The organism is Paraburkholderia sediminicola, from assembly GCF_046027355.1.
Lineage (GTDB): Bacteria > Pseudomonadota > Gammaproteobacteria > Burkholderiales > Burkholderiaceae > Paraburkholderia > Paraburkholderia sediminicola_B.
The window spans coordinates 122122-141990 of the sequence record NZ_JAQQEK010000010.1; the positions used below are offsets into that span (position 1 = coordinate 122122).

The 19869-nt window shown below is 62.1% G+C and carries 21 protein-coding genes; 11 read left to right on the plus strand and 10 right to left on the minus strand.

What is annotated here, in order from left to right:
* The first annotated feature begins 77 nt into the window (after positions 1-77).
* Positions 78-851 (plus strand): enoyl-CoA hydratase, encoded by a 774-nt coding sequence (locus tag PQR42_RS18915; protein ID WP_408387109.1) that lies wholly within the window; start codon positions 78-80, stop codon positions 849-851.
* Between the two features lie 65 nt (positions 852-916).
* On the opposite strand, the gene PQR42_RS18920 is transcribed toward PQR42_RS18915, so the two are convergent.
* Entirely contained in the window at positions 917-1351 is a 435-nt protein-coding gene (locus tag PQR42_RS18920) for a MarR family winged helix-turn-helix transcriptional regulator (RefSeq protein ID WP_408387108.1), read from the minus strand.
* Between the two features lie 247 nt (positions 1352-1598).
* Here PQR42_RS18920 and PQR42_RS18925 point away from each other — a divergent pair, with 247 nt between their 5' ends.
* Entirely contained in the window at positions 1599-2072 is a 474-nt protein-coding gene (locus tag PQR42_RS18925; RefSeq protein WP_408387107.1) for a VOC family protein, read from the plus strand.
* Positions 2073-2261: 189 nt separating this feature from the next.
* Positions 2262-2750 (plus strand): SRPBCC family protein, encoded by a 489-nt coding sequence (locus PQR42_RS18930; RefSeq protein ID WP_408208573.1) that lies wholly within the window; start codon positions 2262-2264, stop codon positions 2748-2750.
* A 75-nt stretch (positions 2751-2825) separates the two neighbouring features.
* Here PQR42_RS18930 and PQR42_RS18935 read toward each other — a convergent pair whose 3' ends face one another.
* From PQR42_RS18935 to PQR42_RS18955, 5 genes are all read right to left on the minus strand, one after another.
* Positions 2826-3602 (minus strand): molybdopterin-dependent oxidoreductase, encoded by a 777-nt coding sequence (locus PQR42_RS18935; protein WP_408387106.1) that lies wholly within the window; start codon positions 3600-3602, stop codon positions 2826-2828.
* A gap of 2 nt (positions 3603-3604) precedes the next feature.
* Entirely contained in the window at positions 3605-4198 is a 594-nt protein-coding gene (locus PQR42_RS18940) for a cytochrome b/b6 domain-containing protein (RefSeq protein ID WP_408387105.1), read from the minus strand.
* Positions 4199-4272: 74 nt separating this feature from the next.
* Positions 4273-5046 carry an alpha/beta hydrolase gene (locus tag PQR42_RS18945; RefSeq protein WP_408387176.1) on the minus strand — a complete coding sequence of 258 codons (774 nt, stop codon included), beginning with the start codon at positions 5044-5046 and terminating at the stop codon, positions 4273-4275.
* A gap of 173 nt (positions 5047-5219) precedes the next feature.
* Positions 5220-5834, minus strand: a complete 615-nt coding sequence (locus PQR42_RS18950) for a hypothetical protein (RefSeq protein ID WP_408208585.1) — start codon at positions 5832-5834, stop codon at positions 5220-5222.
* A gap of 151 nt (positions 5835-5985) precedes the next feature.
* Positions 5986-6291, minus strand: a complete 306-nt coding sequence (locus PQR42_RS18955; RefSeq protein ID WP_408208588.1) for a putative quinol monooxygenase — start codon at positions 6289-6291, stop codon at positions 5986-5988.
* 109 nt (positions 6292-6400) lie between these two features.
* On the opposite strand from PQR42_RS18955, the gene PQR42_RS18960 reads away from it, so the two are divergent.
* The 3 genes from PQR42_RS18960 to PQR42_RS18970 all read left to right on the plus strand — a co-directional run bounded on the left by PQR42_RS18960 (position 6401) and on the right by PQR42_RS18970 (position 9323).
* Positions 6401-7360: a GlxA family transcriptional regulator gene (locus tag PQR42_RS18960; RefSeq protein ID WP_408208591.1), complete on the plus strand. Its 960-nt coding sequence runs from the start codon at positions 6401-6403 to the stop codon at positions 7358-7360.
* A gap of 164 nt (positions 7361-7524) precedes the next feature.
* Entirely contained in the window at positions 7525-8739 is a 1215-nt protein-coding gene (locus tag PQR42_RS18965) for a mechanosensitive ion channel family protein (protein ID WP_408387104.1), read from the plus strand.
* A 239-nt stretch (positions 8740-8978) separates the two neighbouring features.
* Entirely contained in the window at positions 8979-9323 is a 345-nt protein-coding gene (locus tag PQR42_RS18970) for a DUF190 domain-containing protein (RefSeq protein ID WP_408387103.1), read from the plus strand.
* 81 nt (positions 9324-9404) lie between these two features.
* Here PQR42_RS18970 and PQR42_RS18975 read toward each other — a convergent pair whose 3' ends face one another.
* Both PQR42_RS18975 and PQR42_RS18980 read right to left on the minus strand, forming a co-directional pair.
* Complete coding sequence (locus PQR42_RS18975) at positions 9405-10718, minus strand: MFS transporter (RefSeq protein ID WP_408387102.1); 1314 nt, start codon at positions 10716-10718, stop codon at positions 9405-9407.
* Positions 10719-10849: 131 nt separating this feature from the next.
* A complete protein-coding gene (locus tag PQR42_RS18980) occupies positions 10850-11281 on the minus strand; it encodes a VOC family protein (RefSeq protein WP_408208600.1) in 432 nt (143 codons plus the stop codon).
* A 335-nt stretch (positions 11282-11616) separates the two neighbouring features.
* Between PQR42_RS18980 and PQR42_RS18985 the strand changes: the two genes are divergently transcribed.
* A complete protein-coding gene (locus PQR42_RS18985) occupies positions 11617-12357 on the plus strand; it encodes a GntR family transcriptional regulator (RefSeq protein WP_408208603.1) in 741 nt (246 codons plus the stop codon).
* A gap of 142 nt (positions 12358-12499) precedes the next feature.
* On the opposite strand, the gene PQR42_RS18990 is transcribed toward PQR42_RS18985, so the two are convergent.
* Positions 12500-13885 (minus strand): MmgE/PrpD family protein, encoded by a 1386-nt coding sequence (locus PQR42_RS18990; RefSeq protein WP_408387101.1) that lies wholly within the window; start codon positions 13883-13885, stop codon positions 12500-12502.
* Positions 13886-13968: 83 nt separating this feature from the next.
* The gene (locus PQR42_RS18995; protein WP_408208609.1) at positions 13969-14718 is read right to left on the minus strand and encodes an FCD domain-containing protein; all 750 of its coding nucleotides are present in this window, start codon (positions 14716-14718) and stop codon (positions 13969-13971) included.
* A gap of 194 nt (positions 14719-14912) precedes the next feature.
* Between PQR42_RS18995 and PQR42_RS19000 the strand changes: the two genes are divergently transcribed.
* The 4 genes from PQR42_RS19000 (at position 14913) to PQR42_RS19015 (ending at position 19860) form a co-directional block, all read left to right on the plus strand.
* The gene (locus tag PQR42_RS19000; RefSeq protein ID WP_408387100.1) at positions 14913-16274 is read left to right on the plus strand and encodes an MmgE/PrpD family protein; all 1362 of its coding nucleotides are present in this window, start codon (positions 14913-14915) and stop codon (positions 16272-16274) included.
* 134 nt (positions 16275-16408) lie between these two features.
* Positions 16409-17692: an MFS transporter gene (locus tag PQR42_RS19005; protein WP_408387099.1), complete on the plus strand. Its 1284-nt coding sequence runs from the start codon at positions 16409-16411 to the stop codon at positions 17690-17692.
* A gap of 117 nt (positions 17693-17809) precedes the next feature.
* Positions 17810-19111 carry an MFS transporter gene (locus PQR42_RS19010; protein WP_408208618.1) on the plus strand — a complete coding sequence of 434 codons (1302 nt, stop codon included), beginning with the start codon at positions 17810-17812 and terminating at the stop codon, positions 19109-19111.
* Positions 19108-19860 carry an SDR family NAD(P)-dependent oxidoreductase gene (locus tag PQR42_RS19015; RefSeq protein ID WP_408208621.1) on the plus strand — a complete coding sequence of 251 codons (753 nt, stop codon included), beginning with the start codon at positions 19108-19110 and terminating at the stop codon, positions 19858-19860. The genes PQR42_RS19010 and PQR42_RS19015 overlap by 4 nt, the downstream gene beginning before the upstream one ends.
* Positions 19861-19869 lie beyond the last annotated feature (9 nt).

The following is a 19869-nucleotide window of genomic DNA, read 5'->3' on the forward strand; positions in this document are numbered from 1 at the left end:
GAACGTTTAGACGCGTTCCAATGTGCCCAGGCGTGCATACCCGTAGATCGCCTGAGCAAATCTTTGGAGACGAGGCAATGAATCCAGAAGTGAATGTAGAACTTGCAAACGGCGTGCTGGTCGTCACGATCTCGCGACCTGGAAAAATGAACGCCATTACAAACGTGATGTATGGCGCGCTTGCGGATGCAATCGAGCGGGCCAATGTCGATGATGACGTTCGCGTATTATTGATTCAGTCAGATGGGGACATGTTCACAGCCGGCAACGATCTCTCGGAATTTGCCATGCAGGCTGCGGGCAACGGTCCAAAGGAACGTCACGTAGTCCGCTTTGTTCGAAACCTGGCTAACGCGACAGTGCCTATCGTGGCCGCTGTTCAGGGCAAGGCCGTAGGAATCGGTACGACGATGTTGCTCCACTGTGACTACGTGCTTTTGTCTGAAGAGGCGCAATTGATGACCCCCTTCGTGAATCTGGCCTTGGTTCCCGAAGCCGCGTCGAGCTACCTTCTGCCGCTCCAGATTGGACATGCCAGGGCATTCGAAATGTTCGCGCTCGGCGACCCGGTTTCGGCTGATGCTGCAGTTGCCTGGGGCATTGCAAATCGGTTGGTCCCCGTTGCGGAACTGCGTACAGAAGCACGCCGGATTGCCGAGAAAATTGCCGCCAAGCCCTACGGATCACTGACGGCAACGAAACGGCTCATGCGGGACGCAGCGCGGCTGACGACCCAGATGGATCGGGAAACCACCACATTCGTGGAGCGGCTTGCAAGCGCGGAGGCGAAAGAAGCATTCCTGGCGTTTGCCGAAAAGCGCCGGCCAGACTTCACGAAGATTCCGCGATGATGTGAGCGGCGTACACTGCCGAGCAAAACGGCGGCACGGCGGTGCCGCCGCGTTCGCGTGTCATCCTATGCCGCTTCCTCTTCGACGTCGGGAAACTTGTCCTGCAAACTCGTCAGCCAGCGCGCAACCACGTCGATCTCGGACGCCGTAAATCCCTCCGTCAGTCGGGCATTCAACTCAGCAAGGCCCGACTTCGACCGCTTGAGTGCGGCGCGTCCCGCGGCGGTCAGCCAAAGCCGCGACGCGCGTCGATCGAGTTCGTCCGAATGGCGTTCCACAAGACCGGCCCGCTCAGCTCGATCGACCAGTCCGCTCATGCCGGGCGCCTTGAGATCGAGCGCCGCGGCCGCCTCGCTCGTAAGGGCTCCGTCGTTTTTCCCGAGAAAGAAAAGCAGCCCCGCTTGCGCTGCAGTGACTCCACCTGCGGCTGTCCGAGTCTGCGACCATCGATTCAGGCGCTTTTGGCCCACATTGAGCAGATATACGAGCCGATGATCCATGTTTTTTTCCTCGCCTGTTGCGCTCCAGAGGACTGAGCGTCTTCGCTGGAAGTTAGTTCGTGTACGAACTTTTATCTTAGCATAAGTCATATGGGACGAGAGGCGACGGTCGTGTGGCATGGCTGGAGCTAATAAAAAAGTGAACTTTTTCTTCCCGCCGTGTCAATTTTGATGGTCTTCCTTCGTCGTCTCAATGGCAGCATGCGGCTTGCCTCCGCATTCAGCCACCACTGACAGGAGATTTGCCATGGCGATTCAAAAGATCACGCCTTTTCTTTGGTATTCCACGGAAGCTGAGGAGGCCGCTGCTTTCTATGCGGATATCTTTCCAGACTCGCGCGTCACTCGGGTCACCGCGGTGCCGAGCGCCGGTTCCACGAAGGTTGTCGAGTTAGTTCTCTTTGGACAGCCTTTCATCGCCATGAGCGCGGGGCGACTCGATACGTTCAACCACTCGATATCCCTGATGGTCAACTGTGCCGATCAGGCAGAACTTGACCGCTATTGGAACGCTCTTCTCGAGGGCGGCGGTGCGCCCGAGGAGTGCGGCTGGCTGAAAGACCGCTTCGGCGTCTCGTGGCAGATCGTTCCAACCGATGTCCTCGACATGATGGCTGACCCCGATCCAGCAAAGGCCACGCGCGTTGCCGACGCGATGTTGAAAATGGTGAAGTTCGACATCGCCGCGTTGAAATCCGCCTATGCGGGGACGACGGATTAGCAAAAGGCCCCGTGCATCGTGTACGCCATAGAGCGTCGGTCGGGTTTGCCCGCTTCCAGCCGACGCTTATCTCACACGTTTCAGGAACCCTAACGCCAGGCGTGTCAACGCAGCGCTGTTCCTCCGGTGGTGGCAAGTGCGGCGAGCATCTGACAAAATCTCTAGAAGAATACTAAGAATGGAGGCAGCTTGCGGACGATCGAATACCGCTTTTCCACCACCTGGCGCATCGATGCGCCAGTGCAGGAAGTGTGGGCGGCAATCCAGGATTCGGCGCGCTGGCCCGAGTGGTGGCATAACGTCGAGCGCGTGGACCAGCTGGAGGAGGGTTCCGATCAGGGCGTGGGCGTCGTTCAACGCTATACGTGGAAAGGCTGGTTGCCGTATCGCCTCGTGTTCGATATGCGGGTGACGCGCGTCGACCCGTTGGTCGCGCTCGAGGGGGAAGCCAGTGGCGATCTCGAAGGCGCCGGCCGGTGGAGCTTTTCGAGCGACGGCCGCGACCTGACTGTGGTCCGCTATGACTGGTGCGTGCGTACGAACCGCCCATGGATGAATGCCTTGGCGCCGTTGTTGCGACCGGTTTTCCAATGGAACCACGATGCAGTGATGCGCGAAGGCGGCGCGGCGCTAGCGCGGCGGCTTGACGCGCGGCTGCTTGGCATCGAGCATGGATGATGCTTCGTCCCGGCTGAAGCAGGGGGTCAATCAGCGCAAGCACGAATTCGCCGGTAGTTCGATGAAGTGTGCCGTTCAGGAGCCGCCGAACCAGTTGTAGCCCTGGTTCTCCCAGTAGCCACCGGGGTATTCGTTTGTCACAGTGATCGCCACGATATGCTTCGGATTCTTGTAGCCGAGCTTGGTCGGCATGCGCAGCTTCATCGGGAAGCCGTATTTCGGTGGCAGCACCTGGCCGTCGTAGGTCAGCGTAAGCAGCGTCTGCGCATGCAGTGCAGTGGGCATGTCGATGCTGGTCCAATAGTTGTCCGCGCAATGCAACGACACGTACTTCGCAGTGGTATCGGCGCCCGAATGCTTCAGGAAACTGGAGAAACGCACGCCGCCCCATCGGCCAATCGCACTCCATCCTTCGATGCAAATATGACGCGTAATCTGGCTTTCCTGCGGCATCGCGCGCAGTTCGTCGAGCGTCCAGACGCGTTTGCCATTCGCGAGGCCGCCCACCTGGAGCCGGTAAGTGGCGGCGTCGACTGCGGGCACATCGTCGACATCGTAGAACGCGTTGAACGGAAACGGTCGCGTGATCATCGACTCAGGATAGGTCGGGGCCATCTCGTTCGGATTGAATAGCAGGGCTTGCACGTGGTCGTTGAAGAACGACATTTTGCGCAGCATGGTGTTCACGGACTTGTCATTGGTCAAATCGCAGCCTGACAGCAAAGCTAAGCCGCCGAGCGTGAGCACTCGCTTGCCAAGCAGCCGGCGCGCGGGATTTTTCAGTTCGTTGCGCGCATCCTTGATGATGGATTCAGCGTGAGAGGAGAGAAACGTATTGGGCTTCCTGGGCATGGTTAGCGTCCACGAATCATCAAGAGCAGGGAGCGCGGCACCAGCGCGACCATGACGACGTGCACGACGAAGAACGCAACCAGCACGCTCATGGCGACAAAATGGACGACGCGGGCGTTGTCGTATCCGCCCATCAGCGTGCGCAGCAGCGGAAACTGTACTGACTTCCATATCGCCAGTCCCGACAGGATCACGACCGCGATATCGACGATGACGAGCAGATAGGCGACTTTCTGTACCGCGTTGTAGCGTGTGAGATCCTCATGCCCGAGCGTGCCGCGCAGCGCGGCGGTGAGATCGGTTGCAAGCGACTTGAGACTGATCGGCAGCAGTTTGCGGCGCAGGCGACCGGTAGCGAAATTCAGCCCGATATAGACGAGGAAATTCGCCACCAGCAGCCACATGACGGCGAAATGCCATAGCAACGCGCCGCCGAGCCAGCCGCCCAATGTGATGGCAGAGGGAAATCGCAAGACCGGAAAGATCGGCGAGGCGTCATAAACCTGCCAGCCGCTCATCACCATCAGGACAACAGCGAGTGCATTGATCCAGTGGGTGATGCGGACCCAGGCGGGTTGAATCGTTGCGTGGCTCAAAGCGATCTCGTGATTGATGAGGTTGCTCGTCGTCGGAAACGTCTGGCCGGCGGCTGGCTCGGAATAACAATCGCTTATTGGCCGGACTTCTGCGCGGCCTGTTCAATCAACGCAGCGACTTCCCGCGGATGGGATTCAAACACCGCATGGCTCGCACCGTTGATCTCGACCGTATTTGCGTGAGAGCGTGCCGCATACATGCGCTGGAGGTCCGGATTGATGATCTTGTCGGCCTTCGCGACCATGTACCAACTCGGTTTTGTCTTCCATGCCGGGTCGGAAATCTGCGCTGAGAACTCGGACGCCGCAAGCGGTATCTGCGCATGCGCTTCGAACTCGGCCTGTGCACGGGGCAGGTCGGGTGCGAACTGCAACGGATAGTCGGCCGGTTTCAGGTAAACAAAATTATCCGGCGTGCCGACGATCGAGATGGGTGCACCCGGGTACTTCTTGCCGTTGGCCGCAATGGTTTCGCCGACGTCGAGCGCATGCGCGGCGATGTAGACCAGCGAACTCACGTGATCGTCGTTCCCAGCTTCACTAATGATCGCGCCGGCATAGCTGTGACTGACGAGTACGCACGGACCGTCGAGGCTATTGAGCACGCGTTTTGTGGCAGTCACGTCGTCGTTGAACGATGTCAGCGGTTGTTGCACCAGCGTCACGTGGTAGCCATCCTTCGTCAGAATGTTGTAGACAGGGCGCCAACCCGCGGCATCGGCGAATGCGCCGTGGACCACCACGATGTTCTTAACAGGTGCGGCAAAAGCAGGCACGGCGGCAGTGGTAAGCAGGCAGAGTGCAGCGGCGGCTTGCGCCGCGGCAGATCGTAACGCGGGAAAACGCATGGTGAATCCTTGAATAGTAGAAGTGCAACGGTAGATTAGGATTGTTGAATGAATGGAAACGAAAATCGGAGTGTCGACGGCGTAAAGTGGTGTGTAGTCGCTGCTGCAGTCATCCACGCTGCCAGGAGGCCAGATCACCGCCATGAGCGGCCACAGCGGACCGGCATCATGCGTTAGAACTGCGGCACCACACCGTCCTTTTCGACGAACAGCACGTGCGCGTCATAAACGCCGTTCGCGCCTGGGGTCACCACGGCGAAAACTTTCTTTCCCGCGATCAGATCGGCTTTGCTGACCGGAACCGGCGTCACGACGGGCACGTTTGTCGGCACGGTTACCGTGCTGGAGCCGCCCTTGTATGACAGATTCAGTTCACGGCCGCTGGTGCCGGTGACAACCGATACCACGTTTGCATTCGTCATTGTGCTGTTAGGACCGAAGTCATAGGCGAAATGTCCTTCGGCCGTACCGCGTGCCGCCTCAGGAAAAACGATCATCGAAGTGGCTGTCAATTTCCCATCGCTGCCCGTGAGCGCCGGCGTCCCGACGTACGAACCGACTTTGGCGTCGGCAAGTTTGGCGGGCTTGAAAGCCGACACGCCGACGTCCGGCTTGACATCGATCGACACGGTGTCGCCGCTGTTCCGGTGTACGGTCAGCATTTCGCCTTTGAACGACACGATATCGCCACGAATCCGTTCCGGTTTGACGTCAGGCGTTTGCGCGAAAGACACGCTGGAAAACGCAACGGCAGCGAACACAACGCCTAGTTTGTAATGAATCGACACGAGTTACTCCATCTACATGAACGCGATTGAATCGGGGCGCCGCGGTTGCAGCAACCTTGTTGCATGGGATCGGAGCGCTAAAGCGCTAACTCCGATCGACAGGAGACAATTCTCCCGCGGCGGGTTTGTGCGCTGCCGAGGCGCGAACGGGTCAGGGCAATTGATTTTTCATGGCGAGGACGTCGATCGGTTCGATGGAAGGGGGGCTTGCCAGCATCTCGTCGGCGCGCGCCATCAGGGCGTTGGCCATGCTACCGAGCAGGTGTGCCTGACGATCCTCTTCACTCGCAAAGGCGTCGAACACGCCGAACGTTGTCGGCGAGAGCTTGAGGGCGAACCAGATCGGCGTGGTCGCCTCGCGATTGGTCATTTCAAGTCCACTAGTAAGGAAGTCTGCTATCGCCTGCTCCTTTCCCGGTTTGGCTTCAAGTCGGACAAAAAAAGCGTGCTTGATCATCTTCGTTCTCCAGTGTCCGCGTGATGGGTTCATGCGGTGAGTGACACTGTACAAACAGAGTGGGCAGGGGAATACTGTCTCAATCGACAATTTTGGTATCAATTCCGCCATGCGAATTTTTGTCCTCGCGCTCGAGGGGGTGTTCGACACGGGCCTCACCACCGTGCTCGATAGCCTGACGATGGCCAACGGCCTTGCGCACGCGACAGGGATGACCACGCCGGGCTTCGACATTACCGTGGTGGGGCTGCGGCCTGAGGTGCGTACCGCGCTCGGGATGCAGGTACCCGTTTGCGATATGTCCGACGCTCCTGCGCCGGACTGGGTCGTCTTGCCGGCGCTCAACCGCATGACGGCCGATGCGCTTGTGCCTTTGCTCGGCCGCGATGATGTGATCGATGCGTCAAGTGCCCTGCGTGCGTGGCGCAGCGGCGGCGCCCGCGTTGCAGCCGCCTGTACGGGCACGTTTGTGCTGGCTGAAAGCGGTTTGCTCGACGGTGGCGAAGCCACGACCACCTGGTGGCTCTCGCCACTGTTCCGGCAGCGTTACCCGCACGTGCATCTGGATGCACACCGGATCGTCGTTTCCAGCGGCGGCGCGCTGACGGCAGGGGCGGCCCTGAGCCACGTCGACCTTGCACTCTGGCTGATCCGCAACAACAGCCCTGAGCTTGCGGCGCTCGTGGCCCGGTACCTCGTCTTCGATTCGCGGCTATCGCAGTCGGCGTATGCGATCTCCGATCACCTTTCCCATTCGGATCCGCTCGTCGAGCGTTTCGATCGTTGGGTGCGTGAACGTCTCGACACGGCAATCTCGCTCGACGCCGTCGCCGACGCATTGGCGACCAGCACGCGGACGTTGACGCGGCGTCTGAACGCGGTGCTCGGTAAAACGCCCGTCGAGTACATTCAGGATCTGCGGATCGAGCGTGCCGTTCAATTGCTCAAGACGACCAAGCTCACGGTTGATCGCATTGCTGAGCAGGTCGGGTATGCGGACGGTCACACTTTGCGGACGTTGCTGCGGCGGCGCTTGGGTAAGGGAGTGCGCGAGTTGCGAGGATCGTGAGTCACAATAGCCATCGTGCGATGCGCCCGCCGTCCGGTGCGGCCGAATTCGCACGGTAGCGACGCCTGCAGCATCGTGCGGCACGCTCGCCGTCACAGCGCGCCGATCAAACAGCCAGACCGGATCTGCCCGGCGAAACAGGTTCGCCGGCAATGGGAGAGTCTATGTTCGACAAGGCGCTGCGTATCGAGGGCGGACCGGACTGGCATCACTTCCACGTCTATACCGACAGCGAGTTTGTCGCGGTACTGCTCGTCGTGGCGCTGCTGCTCGCGATTCTGCTGGCGAGCGCGGTCTGCTACTACCTGACGCGCTCGATCATGCTGTTGATCGTCGGCCGGCTCGCGCGCCAGGAGCGGCACAAGTGGCTGCGAGCCGCCGAGCGCCACAAGGTCTTCCACCGGCTCGCACCGCTCGTGCCCGCCGCGATCGTCTACGCGGCCGGCCCGCTGCTTTCCGGCATCACGTTCCCGCTGATCGCGGCGCTCGGGCATCCGCTGTCGTTGCTGGCGGCCTGCTACATGGTGTACACGCTGCTGCGCGCCGCGCTCGCGTTCCTCGAGAGTGTCAGCGAGCGCTACAGCCACTTCCCATCCGCGAGCGAGCGGCCGATCAAAAGCTTCCTGCAGATCGCCACCATCGTGCTCTACGTGATCGCGCTGATCGCCGTGATTTCGGTGTTGCTGGAGCGTTCGCCCGCCTACTTCCTCACCGGCCTCAGCGCGATGACGGCGCTACTCATCATCATCTTCCGCGATTCGCTGCTCGGCTTCGTGGCGAGCATCCAGCTCGCCGCCTACGACATGCTGCGGGTGGGCGACTGGATCGAGGTGCCCGGCTACGTCGCCGACGGCACGGTGATCGACATCGCGCTGAACACGATCAAGGTGCAGAACTTCGACAACTCGATCGTCATGCTGCCGAGCTACGTCCTGCTGACGAACGGCGTGAAGAACTGGCGTGGCATGACGGAGTCGGGCGGCAGGCGCGTCAAGCATTCGATTCATTTCGACGCCGACACGGTCCGCTTTCCCGACGAGGCGCTGCTCGCCCGGCTGCGCAGCGATATCGACCCGCCGCTCGCGGCATTCGCGCCCGACGACGCACGGCGCCGCACGAACCTCGGCCTGTACCGTCTCTATCTGACCGCGCATTTTCGCGACCATCCGGCGATCCGCCGCGACATGCCTCTCGTGATTCGCCAGGTGCAGTCCAGCCAGCCCGTCGTCGCGCTGGAGATCTTTCTCTACATCGACGAGACCCGCTGGGAACCGTACGAAAACCTGCAGTCGGACATGCTGGACCATGCTTATGGCCTCGTGCCGCTGTTCGGCCTACGCTGCTGGCAGCAGCAATGTTCGTCTTCCCGGCAGCCGTAGCGGCAGGCGCGATCGCGGGCATAGCGCCTCGGGGCGTTCCAGCTGGCGGCCGGACCAATGGAACGTCGGCTTGATGAAAGCCGCCTTGGGCTAGTACTAGTTCAACCCGGCATCTACACTTATTCCATACCTTGGCTGATGATGCCAAGCACTGCGCCGAACAGGCGGCGCAGGTATTGCCGCGCCTCTCCGCCGACAAGAACAATCAACAGCGATCCGCGCGGACAGGAGACACCGACATGAACGGCTATCAGGTCACCTTCTTCACTCAACAGGATCGCCGCCATCACGGCAAGCCGCTGGCCGATTGGCTCGTCCATCTCGCGGGCGAGCTCGGCCTGCGCGGTGCGACCGTGATACCGGGCTGCGAAGGAGTCGGCCAACATCACCGCATTCACTCCGCACACTTCTTTGAGTTGGCGGACCAGCCTTTGTCCGTCGTGATGGCGATGACGAGCGACGAAGCCGATCGATTATTCGATCGGCTGCGCGCCGATGGTGTGCATCTGTTCTACGTCAAGACGCCTGTCGAGTTTGGGGTCATCGGCAACGACAACGACGACGGGAACACTGCAAAGTCTTAGCATACGATTTCGTGGGCAAACGCCGCGAGGCTCGACGCGCCCAGCTTGCCCCAAACAGACATGCATCGATAGGCGGCGCGTTCAATAAGCGTCCATCGGCGCCGCAAAGCTGCCGGCTTCTTTCGCCTTTGCTTCCGGCTCGCCGAGATAGGGACGGTCGGGGCGAATCCAGTGCGCGGCAATCGGCCCGAGCACGAGAAAGAACATCGACAGGGCAAACACTGGCTGCCATGAATGCATCGTATCGACCAGCCAGCCGACGAGCGGCGGCGAGACCGACGCCGCAATGCCGAGCCCTGTGTTCATGATGCTGCTCGAGGTCGCCGCGTGATTGGGCGCGAGATCCATTGCGACGGCCCACAGCGGCGCGGTCACCAGTTCGGAGAGAAACAGCGCGGCAGCCAGCGAGAGCGCGGCGAGCGTCGACGACGTGTGCAGGAACATCGGCACGAAGAACACGATCGGCGCGAGGAAACCGACTGTAATCAGCGTTTGACGCGAGCGGCGGATGTTACCGGTCTTCTTCAGCATCAGATCGCTGAGCGAGCCGCCGAGCGTGGTGCCGACTACGCCGCTCAAAAAAATCCCCGAACTGAAAACGGCCGAATGCCGGATATTCAGGTGATACGCCTGCGCAAAAAACGACGGCATCCAGTTCAGAAAGAACCACAGAATCCAGCCGTGACAGAAGCTCACGACGGTAGCCGGCCACAGCGCGCGCAGCAGCGGCGGCCAGCGCATCGGCACGCGTGTCTTGCCGAGTTTCGCGGGCAAGCGCGCAATGTCCTGGGGCGTGATACCCGGATGATCGGCGGGATTGTCGCGGTAATACCAGACCCACAACACGACCCACGCGAGACTCGCCGCACCGAGCACGATGAACGCGATGTGCCACGAAAACGCGGTGATCAGACCGGCGACGAGAATCGGCGTCGAGGCGTTGCCGAGCCGGGCGCAGGCATGCGTGATGCCTTGCGAAAAGCCGCGGCGCTCGGGTTCCATCCACGCGGTCAGCGCGCGGGCCGATGCCGGCACGATCGGGCTCTCACCCAGCCCAACGACGAAGCGCGCGAGCAGCAACGTCCCCAGCCCGCTGGCGAAGCCGGTCAGAAGCGTGCCGAGGCCCCACAGCACGCCGCATACCGCGAGCATCTTGCGGGCGCCGAGACGGTCGCCGATAAAGCCGCCTGGAATCATCGCGAGCGCGTAGGTCAGCGCAAAGGCGGAAAACACGATGCCAAGCTGCGAGTTGCTCAGATGCAGATCGCGACGGATCGCGAGAGCCGCAGTCGAAATGTTGGTGCGGTCCACATACATCAGGAACGACATGATGCACAGGACAATCAGTACGCCTGTCGTCGCGGAAAAGCGGTTGCGGCGGCGGATCGATTCCATCGTGTCTCCTCCTTGCGACCACGCAACGGCACGTGCCGTCGCGTTTTGTGTCGCGGCGTCATGGGGGTCGCCCCACGTCGCCGTACGCCGAACAGTTCGCTATGAATTGGTGTGATGCGAACTGAAACGTCTTACTCGAGCACTTCGCCGTGTACACCTGCAGCGAGTGTCTTCTTTTCCCAGCGTTGCATCGGCACAACTTCGGCAACCGGGCCGTTCGGCGAACGGAACTTGACCGGCAGATGACCCGGCGCCGTCAGGATTTCGCCGCCGTTTTCCTTGATCTGCGCGATGAACGCGTCGAGGTCTTCCACTTCCATGCCGATGTGGTGAATGCACGGCGCCGGACCGGCGAAGTCGGCTTCGTCCGAATCCGACTTCTCATAGTGAATCAGCGTCAGGTCCATGTAACCGTCGGTCAGGTGATGCGAAATGTGATCGCCGTTCTTGCCCTTGCGACGCACCGTATTCACGTGCTTGTAGCCGAACACGTTCTCATAGAACGCGCGTTCCTTCTCGACGTCTTCAACCTTGAATGCAATGTGCTTGATGAAATTCGGCATGGCCCATCTCCTCTGATGTAAGCGCGCGTGGTTGCGCGATGAAGATCAGTCTAAGACGACATGTCGCTCTCGTCAATCGAATCATTCGAATGATTCGAATTAATGGATAGGTCCGGGTCAATGCCGATTGCCTCCGGCCATCGCGCCCGGTATCGCCATGGCGCCGATCACAGTCACGCATGCGGGTGTCGATCCTGTATCCTTCCGGAATTCGCCGTGCGGACTGCGAATCGGACCGGGAGCGGCGCATGAAAAGTGTGCGTCTCGCGGCCATTTCATCGCGGATCGAGCGGCTTTTTTCCGATTCCTTTTTCTTCACTCTGACACTGACCTGAATGCCAGGACTTCGTACTCCGGGAGAGCAACCGCTCTATGAAATCGTCCGCGCCGGTATTCTCGAGCGCCTTCGTACCGGCCACTGGACGGCCGGCGACAAGATCCCGACGGAGCCGCAACTGGCCGAGGAATTCGGCGTCGGCATCGGCACGATCCGCCGCGCCGTCGAAGAACTGGTGGCCGAGCGTCTGCTGATTCGCCGGGCAGGGCGCGGCACGATCGTCGCGAAGTTCGCCGACGAACATGCGTTCGACCACTACTTCAGCTTCGTCGATACAGACGGCGAATTGCTGAAGGTCACGGCGCGCCTGCTGCGCTTCGGCAAGGAGCGCGCGAGCCCGGCGCTTGCCGCGACGCTCAAGCTTGCGCGCGGCGCACGGCTTGCCACCGCCGACAATCTTCGGCTGCATGACGACGTGCCTGTCATGCTGGATCGTTTGTGGTTTCCGCTCGACGTGTTCCCGACGCTCGAACCCGGAATGTTCGAAGCACGGCGCGGTTCCATCTATGGCTTTTACCAGGAGCACTTCGGAATTTCGGTCGTGCGCGTGGTGGAAGATCTGGGCGGCGCGGCCGCCGACGAAGAGGTGGCGCGCGCGCTGAATATCGAAGTCGGCGCGCCGGTGCTGCGCATCGAGCGCACGGCTTACACGTTCAAGGACCAGCCGGTCGAATTTCGCGTGCGCTATGTCGATTCGAGCCGCTGTTCGTATCGGAACGTGCGCGGCTTGCAGGATTGAGCGGTGTGCGTCGGCGGTGGGGAGGGCGGTGCGCCTGAGTGACTGCTTTGACGCGGTCGCGGCGTCTGCCTCGCGCCTGAAAAACGCTGCACGTCATCAACGAACGACGCCCATACGCAGGACGTCGTTCGCATCGACCAGGCTATTGCCGGAACTGCGTAATCGCGCCGAGCGCCGGCTCGCCGAACACCGTCTCGCACCATACGCGTGCCTCGTCGGCGAGTGCGATGCTCCAGCCGCCGTGCTGCGCGTTGTCGGTGAATTTCGCCGCGAGTTCGGCTCGCGACAGCGGTTCGCGCGCGCCGCCGCGCATATGCGGTTGACGCACTTCCTGAACGGTGCCGTCGTTGAGCGTCGCGCGCAGATGGCCGGTGAAGTTGCTCGGATACTCGTTGTCCGGGTCGATCACATAGCGGATCTTGCCGGCCAGCGCGAGCACCGCCGGATCGTGAATGCGTGCTTCGGTGAACTGGCTGAAGCCCGCCTTGCGATCGAAGAAACCCACGGCCATGCAGAACGGTGTGCTGAATTTGGCGGCATAAGCGGTCGGCGGCCGATGCTTGACCGCGAGGTCTTCCCACAGCCGATGCACCGTGCCTTCACCCACTTCACATAGGATGTCGCGAATCTGATCCGCCTGCACGCCGCGCTCCGCGAGTGCGATCGCGCAATCGATATACGGCTGGGTCATCGTGCCGCATGCGTAAGGCTTGAACGCGATGGTCTCCATGATCCACGACTTGCCGAGCGTATCGAGTACCGGCGAGAAATCCGGCGCGCGAGACGGTGCGAACGCCTTGAAGAAACCGTGCTTGCCTTCGAGTACCGTACGCGGGCCGTCGAAGCCGCCGCGCGCCATCAACGCCGCGCGAATGCCCGACTGCGCGGCCCATCCGGCGTGCATCCGCTTGGTCGAGGTGCCTTCGGCCAGATACTCGATGATCCCCGCCGCCATGCTGCCTGCGATGCCGAGCGCCGACGTGGCCTGCTGCGGATTCAGGCGTAACGCACTCGCGACGCCGCCCGCTGCCGCGAGCGCGCCGATCACGGCCGTCGGATGGAAACCAGCGGTGTGAATTGCGCGCGGCGCGACGAGACTCAACCGGCACATCAGCTCCGTGCCGACCGCGATGCCGCGCAGCAATGCCTCGCCACCGAGGCCTTCGCGTTCGCACGCTGCCAGCACCGCGGGCACGACCACCGCGCCCGAGTGCACCGGACCGCCTTCAAACGTGTCGTCGTAATCTTCGCCGTGCGCGGCAGTGCCGTTGATCAGCGCAGCATCGAATGCACTGAAGCTGCCCACGTGGCCGAGCGCCGTGCAGGCGCCGCCTGCATCGGTGGCTTGCAGCGTCGCGCGGATATACGATTCGTCGCGCCCGGCAATGCACAGACCCGTCACATCGAGCAGCAGCAGACGGGCGATTTCGACCGTCTGGGCCGGCAATGCCGACGCGTGCACATCCGCAATCCAGGCGCCGAGTTTTTCGCCAATGATTCCGTGTCCTTCTGGTTTTTCAACGCTCATACGGGTGACCACTCCGAGTCGGTAATGAAATGCGTGCGCGCCGTGTCGCGCGCGTGCCAGGCGTTTCGGGCGCGCTGTGAGGCTTAGTGCGGACCTTCGGCGACGGTGGCTCGCGCCGTCTTGCCGGCGGCGGCGCTGTCCGCGGCTGCAGGCGCGGCGTCTTCCGCGCTATGAGCGGCGATCGCGCGCTGGAACCCCGCCTGCACGTGTTGGCGCATCGCCGTCGCGACGGCTTCGGGATCGCGGCTCGCCAACGCGTCGAGAATCAGGCGATGTTCGGTGTGCGACGCCTGCGAACTGCCCGCAATCGAAAAGCCGCGCCGGCGCAGCAGGTGCATACGGTTGATCGTTTGCCGGTACAGACCGAGCATCGTCGCGTTGCCAGCCAGTTCGACCAGCCGGTCGTGAAAGGCGATATTCAGCGTGAAGTAATTGTTCAGCTCACCGTGGATCGAACTGGCTTCGAGCTGATCGAGCATCGCGTGCAATTCCTGCAACTGCGTGTCGGTGATCTTCGATGCGAGCCGGCGGCCGGCCATCTCGTCGAGGCCGGCGCGCACTTCATAGAGCTCGGCGGCTTCGTCGTCGGAAATCTCGCGGATGTAGACGCCGCGGTTCTTTTCGAGCCACACGAGACCCGCTTCCTCGAGCGCGCGAAACGCTTCGCGCACCGGACTGCGGCTGATCTTCAGATGGTCGGCGAGATCCATCTCATTGAGTTTCATGCCGGCCTCGAGCTCACCCGTCTTGATGCGACGGAGAATTTCCTCTTGCACGAGACCGGACAGCGTGACGGAGCGAAGCAACTCGAGCGAAGTGGTGGGGCGGGGCATAGACGGACCTGTTTTGGGGAAAGCTGGCAGTGTACAACGCACATTGCGTCTTGAAGATTGTCGACAACATACTATCCACAACGCAGGCGTGCAACTAGAATTTGCCATGATTTGCGTATTGTCGACAATATGTACAATGCGATCTCATACCCTGGCGGTTCCCTTTTCATGCCTTAACTACTCTTTCCGATCCGATGACCCAAGCCGATCGCGTCACCCAAACTCTCGCGCGCTACCTTGTCAACGCGCGTGCCGACAGCCTGCCGCAAGCCGTGCGCGACCACGCGGTGCGTACTTTCGTCAACTGGATGGGCTGTGCGGTCGGCGCGTCGCGGCATGAAGCGGTCGAGATCGCGATGGCGGCGCTCGCGCCGTTCGGCGGCCCGGCGCAGGCGACAGTGCTCGGCCGCACCGAAAAGGTGGACGTGCTGAGCGCCGCGCTCTTCAACGGCATCAGCTCGCACGTGTTCGACTTCGACGACACGCATCTGAAGACCGTGATCCATCCGGCGGGGCCGGTGGCGTCGGCGATTCTTGCGCTGGCCGAGTATCGGCCGGTCAGCGGCAAGGAGTTCATTCTCGCGCTGACGCTCGGCATCGAGACCGAATGCCGGATCGGCAATGCGGTGTATCCGAACCACTACGACATCGGCTGGCACATCACCGGCACGGCGGGTGTGTTCGGCGCGGCGGCCGCCGCGGGCAAGCTGCTCGGGCTCGACGAACAGCAGATGATCTGGGCGCTCGGTCTCGCGGCAACGCAGCCGGTCGGCCTGCGTGAGATGTTCGGCACGATGACCAAGAGCTTCCATCCGGGACGTGCGGCGCAGAACGGCCTCGTGTCGGCGTTGCTGGCGGCGCGCGGCTATACGAGTTCGCAGCAGGGCATCGAAGCGAAACGCGGCTGGGCGAACGTGACGAGCACGCATCGCAACTACGCCGAAATCACGGAAGGGCTCGGCGAGCGTCATGAAAGTCTGCTGAATTCGTACAAGCCGTTTGCGTGCGGCATCGTGATCCATCCGGCGATCGACGGCTGCATCCAGTTGCGCAACGAACATGCGCTGAAGGCGGACGCGATTGCGTCGGTGCTGCTGAAGGTGCATCCGCTGGTGCTCGAACTGACCGGCAAGCGCACGCCGCAGACCGGGCTCGACGGCAAGTTCAGTGTCTATCACTCGGCGGCGGTGGCGATCATCGACGGTCGCGCCGGCGAGCATCAGTACAGCGATGCAGCTGTTCACGACGCCGCGACGGTGCGGCTGCGCGACAAGGTCACCGCCGAGATTGATCCCGCGATGCCGGCCGACGCTGTTCACATCGCGGTCACGCTGACTAATGGCGAGCGGTTCGAGAAACATGTCGAGCATGCGATCGGCAGCATCGATCGGCCGATGAGCAATGCCGAGTTGGCCGCCAAGTTCACCGATCTGGTCGAACCGATTCTGGGCGGCGCGCACGCCGCGAAACTGCTCGAAGCAGGATGGCGGATGGAATCGTTGGATAACATCGCGACGCTGGCTGAGTTGGCGCGCCCTGTCGAGAAGACGTCGTAAAACAGCGCTCACGTGCAGTACCGATGACGCGCTCCGCGTGCAAGCACCGCGCGCGTCATCGATAACATTGTCGACATAACACAAGCCGCGATAACAATGAACGCGGCGGACCGTGAATTCAGTCAGGAGACGAGATGTCGAGTTCCGTCGGTGTGGCAGTCGCAGCAGCACGTCCGTATCGCGTCTTTATCGCCACCTGGGCGGGCTGGATGCTGGACGGCTTCGACAACGCCATCTACATCTACGTGATCGTGCCGGCGTTGACCGAGTTGCTGCCGAAAAGCGGCTTCGTGGCCGATCACGCGCATATCGCGCGGCTCGGCGGTTTGATGTTCAGCCTCTTTATGCTCGGCTGGGCCTGCTCGATGTTCTGGGGCTGGTGCGCGGACCGCTTCGGCCGCGTGCCGACCATGTGCGCGACCATCCTCATCTATTCGATCTTTACTGGCGCCTGCGGGCTCGCGCCGGGCATCGTGTCGTTCGCGATCTTTCGTTTTCTGACGGGCTTCGGCATAGGCGGCGAGTGGGCCGCGGGCGCGCCGTTGTTGCAGGAGTCGGTGCCTGAGCATTTGCGCGAGCGTCTGTCGGGATGGCTGCATACCGGCACGCCGATCGGCTTTCTGCTGGCGTCGGCCGCCGCGCTGGTGATTCTGCCGCTGGGCGGCTGGCGCGTGCTGTTTCTGATTGGCAGCGCGCCCGCGTTGCTGACCATCTGGCTGCGGCTCGGCGTGCCGGAGTCGCGTCGCTGGCAAGAACAGCGCCGCGCACAAGGTCCGCGTGCACGCGTCAGCGATCTGTTCGCGCGTGGCATGTCGCGCACCACGTGGTCGGCCGCGCTGATGATGACGTGTCTGATCTTCGGGCTGTGGTCGTCGACGTTCTGGATTCCGACGCTCGTGATTACCTGGCAGCGCGCGGGCGGCGCATCCGTTGCCGATGCGCAGTATCTCGGCTCGCTGAGCGGCTTGATCCTGAGCGTCGGCACGCTCGCGGGATGCGTCGCGATGCCGTGGATCGTGCGCTGGATTCCGCGCCGCAAATCGGTCGCCAGCCTGTTCTTCTCCGGCGCGCTGATCTGCAATGTCACGTCGTACTTCGGCATTGTGGTGCTGCTGAAAAGCCTGCCGCTATTTTTGATCACGCTGCCGCTACTCGGCTTTTTCACGAGCGGCGTGTTCTCGCTGTTCACGATCTGGCTGCCCGAAATGTTCCCGACGATGCAGCGCGCGCTCGGTTCCGGATTCGCCTTCAGCTTTGGCCGCGTGCTCGGGGCGGCGGGGCCGTCGATTGTCGGCGCGCTCGCGGCGATGTTCGGTTCCTATCCGCTCGCGATTACCGCTGTCTCGCTGATCTATCTGGTCGGTCTGTTCTGCGTGAAGTGGGCGCCGGAAACCGCGCATCGGGCACTGCAGAGATAAGCCTAAGTATTCCGAATGATGTGCGTCGTGCGCCGCAGGGCGTCGGCGGCAATCGAAACTGAAGGAGCAAACCATGCATCACGGTCACAGTCGCGGTCACGGGCAGGGCGGTTCGAGATGAAAGCGAAAGCAGGCATGTTCACCGGCACGACGGGCAGAGTGTTTATGCTCATCTGCGCGATGTATTTCATTGAATACGTCGACCGGGTCAATCTTTCCATCGCGGCGCCGTTGCTGAAGTCGGAGATGCATCTGTCGAACACGCAACTCGGCATTGCGCTGTCGGCGTTCGGCTACTGTTATGCGATCTTCCAGGTCATCAACGGCTATCTGGGCGACAAGATCGGACCTCGCCGGATGCTGGCGTTCTCGGGCATCCTGTGGACGCTCGGCACGCTCGCGACCGGCGTGACCGGCGGCCTCGCGACGCTGGTGCTTTCGCGCGCCCTGGTCGGTCTCGGTGAAGCCGGCACGATTCCGAACGCCACGCGGGCGATGGCCAACTGGGTCCCGCAGGTCAAACGTGGCTTCGCACAGGGCTTCACGCATTCCGCCGCGCGCCTGGCGGCCACCGTCACGCCGCCGCTGCTCGTGCTGATGATTCCACTGCTCGGCTGGCGAGGCGCGTTTGTCGCGCTCGGCTGCGTCAGCGCGATCTGGGTGGTCGTATGGGCGCTGTATTTCCGCGACGATCCGCGCACGCATCCGTCGATCACCGCCGCTGAAGTCGATGCATTGCCGCCGTATGCGGGCCCGCGTCATCGCACGGCGGTGCCGTGGTGGCCGCTGATCCGGCGCATCATGCCGGTCACGCTGGTGTTCTTCTGCCATGCATGGACGCTGTGGCTATATTTGAGCTGGCTGCCGAGTTTCTTTGTCGGCGTGTATGGCATCGACCTCAAAAGCACCGCGCTGTTCACGTCGGGCGTGTTTCTCGCTGGCGTGGTCGGCGATACGGCGGGCGGTCTGCTGACCGACGCGATCTATCGACGCACCGGCAATCTGAACACGGCGCGCCGCAACGTGATCATCATCGGTTTCGCAGGCTCGCTGCTGTTTCTCTCGTGCGTGCTGTTCGTGCGAGACCGGACGGTGATCGCGCTGTGTCTGGCCGCGGCACTCTTCTGCCTCGAATCGACCGAAGGCCCGATCTGGGCCGTGCCGATGGATATCGCGCCGGCCTTTGCGGGCGTCGCGAGCGGCTTCATCAGCACCGCGGCCGGTCTCGCGGCGGTGGTGTCGCCGGTCGCGTTTGGCCTCATTACCGACATGACGGGCAGCTATCGCCTGCCGTTCGTGATGTCGATTGCGCTGTTGCTGGTCGGCATTGCGCTGTCGTTCTGGATTCGTCCCGACCGGCCGCTGCAAGTCAGCGCGAAACCCACACTATCAACGGAATCATTGGGAGTGCATTCATGAGTGGAGAAATCAGCGGCGTCGCGGTCGTTACCGGGGCGGCGCGCAATATCGGCCGCGAGATCGCGCTGCAACTCGCGGCAGCGGGCAATGCGGTGCTCGTCAACGCGCGCAGTTCCGCCGCCGAGGCCGCCGAAGTCGTGCGCGCGATCGAGGCAGCGGGCGGCCGCGCGGCCGCGCATCTGGCCGACGTCAGCGAACCGGCGGGCGCGCAAAGTCTGATGGAAGCGGCGATTCACCATTTCGGGCAGATCGACATTCTCGTCAACAACGCCGCGGTGCGTCGCGAAGTGCCGTTCGCGGAGCTGGATTACGCGCGCTGGCGCGAGGTGATGTCGGTGATTCTCGACGGCGCGTATCTGTGTGCGCACGCGGCCTTGCCCTATTTGCGGCAATCGAAGGCCGGCGCGATCGTCAATATCGGCGGCATGTCCGCGCATGCGGGTTCGGCGGGGCGCGCGCACGTGATCGCCGCGAAAGCGGGTCTAGTAGGTTTGACGCGCGCACTGGCGCACGATCTGGGGCCGGACGGCATCACGGTCAATTGCGTGGTGCCCGGCCTGATCGCGACCGTGCGAGGCGGCGCGGCGGGCAATACCGAACCCGCGCATCACGCTGAGCGCACCACCTTGCTCGGCCGGCGCGGCCAGCCCGACGAGGTCGCGAGCCTCGTACAGTTTCTGTGCGGGCCGACAGCACGCTATCTGACGGGCCAGGCGATTCATGCGAACGGCGGCGCTTTTCTAGGCTGAGCGTTGCCG